Raw genomic sequence first — 2,728 nt, 5'->3', positions numbered from 1 at the left:
AACTTCCCCAGCTCCCGCTGAGCGCGGGGTCTCTGGGGGGCTGGGGCGTTGACGGCTGGCCGTGGTGCGGGACTCGTCGCCGCTTGAGGAGCTGTGGCTGGGGCGGGAGTCGTGCACTGGTTGTCCTTGAAGGCCAGCACCAAGACGGCCGTCGAGAGCAGGGAGACCGCGACCGCATTGGCGACGTGCAATTTCATGGGCCGATGCAGCCAAATCAGGGCGTCGTACTCAGCATGGAGAGGAATCTCGCGCTGCGCTGCGTGTCTGCCGCTGATCTCAAAGCGTTCCTGTCCAAGGTGGGGAACAACCAGGCCATTCGCGACCGCATCCACGCCGCGACGGGTGTGGATGACATCCTCTCGATCGCCCAGAGCCATGGCTTCAGCCTGAGCAAACCGGCGGTGCTCAGGGCCCATGGCGAGGCGCTATCCCAAGCCGATGACGCTCAGCTTCAACGGGTGAACACCTGGGGTGATGCCCTGATTCACTGTTTTGGGGTGGCCGACTCGGACTGAGCGCCCGAGAAGCTGCTCCAGACCTCCAGTTCCTCCAGGGACATCACCCCTTCACGCCGCTCGCCCTGGTAGTCCCAGGTCGGATAGGCGCGGACCTTGGCGGCCATGCAGCGCTTGCGGCCTTCCTCTTCTTTGTCGCACTCCACGTACGGCAGGAGCTCGATGGCCTCCACGCCGAAGAGTTCTTTTTGGGTGTTGCAGTGGGGGCACCACCAGGCTCCATAGACCACAAACCCCTGGGCCTTGAGGTGTTTGGCCAACTGTTGCTGCCGAGCCGTGGAGGGGCGAGCGGCCGCGGGCTGCTCTTCGGCGGCCTGCGCCGCAGGTCGTAGTGCCGGTGTGCTGATCAGCAGCCCCAGGCTCAGGGCCAGGCGTCCCAGGACTTGGACGCTGCGGGGGCCAGCCATGGCGCTTGAACAACAGGTGGCCGCACCCTAAGGGTGATGGCGGAGGTGGTCACGCGTTCGGCCTTCCGCCTGTTTTCCCCCTCGCTCAATCCACCCCGCTGCTGGGACACTGAGGGGGCCGTTGATCGGTCCTTCCCAGCTGCTGCGATGAGCGCCAACGGTTACCGCGACTATTTCAAGGTTCTGGGCGTTGAGCGTGGCGCTGATGCGGACGCGATCAAGAAGGCCTTTCGCAAGTTGGCGCGCCAGTACCACCCGGATGTGAATCCCGGGGATAAGGGCGCTGAGGCGAAATTCAAGGAAGTCAGTGAGGCCTATGAGGTGCTCTCTGACCCCGATAAGCGTCGCCGCTACGAGCAATTCGGGCAGTACTGGAGTCAAGCCGGCGCTGGCCCAGGCCCAGGCGGTGTCGATGTCGATTTCGGCCGCTACGGCAATTTCGATGACTTCGTCAATGACCTGCTGGGCCGCTTTGGCGGGCCCGGCGGTGGGGCTGGCGGATTCCAGGGTGGTGGTTTTGGTGGCGCCCCCGGCGGCTTTGGCGGGTTTGGCTCAGGCTTCCCCGGCGGCTTTGGCAGCGGTGGCTTTGCCGGTGCCCCGGGCCGTCAGGCGGCGCCGGTGAACCTCGATGCCGAGGCCAGCATCAACCTGACCTTCTCGGAGGCCTTCCGCGGCTGCGAGCGCACCCTGGCGGTTAATGACGAGCGCGTTCAGGTGCGCATTCCCGCCGGTGTGAAGCCCGGCAGTCGCCTGCGCCTCAAAGGCAAGGGGAACCTTCAGCCTGGAACTGGCCGCCGCGGCGACCTTTATCTCACCCTTCAGGTTCAGGACCATCCGGTCTGGACCCTCGACGGAGACCAGCTCAAGGCGGATCTTCCCCTGAGCCTCGATGAGCTGGCCCTGGGCGGTGAGGTGCGCGTGGCCACGCCCGATGGAGAAGCGACGGTGACGGTGCCCCCGGCGATGGCCGTCGGCCGGAGCCTGCGGCTCAAGGGCAAGGGCTGGCCGGTCAAGGGAGGTCGCGGTGACCTGCTGCTGAGCCTCAGCCTGAAGCAACCGGCGCGCTACAGCGACCAGGAGCGGCAGTTGCTGGAGCAGCTGCGGGCAGCGCGCAGCAGTGACCCCCGAGCCGATTGGATCAGCGCCGCACGTTTGTAACCCAGGGGCGTCTATGGCAGGGTGCGCCCAGCACTTGCATCGCCGTGAAGCGTCTCCTGCTGGGCTGTCTGCTCTGGGCCTCTGCGCCGGCGGCGATGGCCTACGAGGCCTGGTTGGTGCGCTCCACCTTTGAGCCCCACAAGGTCGGCCCCAAGGACGTGGCCGTGACCAAGGTCCCGATGCCGACCCTGAAGGCCTGCATTGCAACGGGACACCGTTGGGTGGCGGCAGCACCCAGTGATGGCAAGACCTCTCGCGGATTCGATTGCATCCCCTACCGCTAGCGCCCCCTGGTGTAGATGTGGGGCTCAACCAGAGCGGGATTGATGGCGAAGCGCCGGAAACTCAACAAAGAGATGGAGGCCGCGATGGTCGTCGCTCAGAGGAAGGTTGAGTTGATGACCGCCAAGATCCGAGATATCCGCGACGAAGATATTCAGAACGAATTCGCCCAGGCCTTCGCCCAGGTGCACGCCTCGCTCTCCCACCTGATCGAGGCCTACCGGGTCAAGGGCTTCTGCGAGGAAACCGAAGGCACCCTCGCGCTCTACAACGGCCTGATGGCGCGTTTTGAAGAGGAGTACGAGCTCTAAACGCCCCCTGTTGGATTCGAACCAACGACCGGCTGCTTAGAAGGCAGCTGCTCTA

At 65.0% G+C, this 2,728-nt stretch carries 6 protein-coding genes; 4 read left to right on the top strand and 2 right to left on the bottom strand.

Going from position 1 to position 2,728, the window contains the following annotated elements:
* The coding region (locus QZ184_RS11240) for a hypothetical protein (protein WP_296419702.1) at positions 1-197 on the bottom strand (197 nt) is incomplete at its 3' end.
* 63 nt (positions 198-260) lie between these two features.
* On the opposite strand from QZ184_RS11240, the gene QZ184_RS11235 reads away from it, so the two are divergent.
* Positions 261-515 carry a Nif11-like leader peptide family RiPP precursor gene (locus tag QZ184_RS11235; RefSeq protein WP_296419700.1) on the top strand — a complete coding sequence of 85 codons (255 nt, stop codon included), beginning with the start codon at positions 261-263 and terminating at the stop codon, positions 513-515.
* On the opposite strand, the gene QZ184_RS11230 is transcribed toward QZ184_RS11235, so the two are convergent.
* A complete protein-coding gene (locus tag QZ184_RS11230; protein WP_296419698.1) occupies positions 485-922 on the bottom strand; it encodes a hypothetical protein in 438 nt (145 codons plus the stop codon). The genes QZ184_RS11235 and QZ184_RS11230 overlap by 31 nt on opposite strands.
* Before the next feature lie 147 nt (positions 923-1,069).
* Here QZ184_RS11230 and QZ184_RS11225 point away from each other — a divergent pair, with 147 nt between their 5' ends.
* The 3 genes from QZ184_RS11225 to QZ184_RS11215 are packed head-to-tail and all read left to right on the top strand — an operon-like array spanning position 1,070 to position 2,673.
* Entirely contained in the window at positions 1,070-2,080 is a 1,011-nt protein-coding gene (locus tag QZ184_RS11225; protein ID WP_029625987.1) for a J domain-containing protein, read from the top strand.
* 44 nt (positions 2,081-2,124) lie between these two features.
* Positions 2,125-2,364 (top strand): hypothetical protein, encoded by a 240-nt coding sequence (locus QZ184_RS11220; protein WP_296416599.1) that lies wholly within the window; start codon positions 2,125-2,127, stop codon positions 2,362-2,364.
* Between the two features lie 39 nt (positions 2,365-2,403).
* A complete protein-coding gene (locus tag QZ184_RS11215; RefSeq protein WP_156797694.1) occupies positions 2,404-2,673 on the top strand; it encodes a hypothetical protein in 270 nt (89 codons plus the stop codon).
* Positions 2,674-2,728 lie beyond the last annotated feature (55 nt).

The sequence above is a fragment of the Vulcanococcus sp. DEBay_Sum22DG08_74 genome (assembly GCF_017852955.1).
Lineage (GTDB): Bacteria > Cyanobacteriota > Cyanobacteriia > PCC-6307 > Cyanobiaceae > Vulcanococcus.
This window is presented reverse-complemented; position numbering and strand designations above follow the sequence as displayed.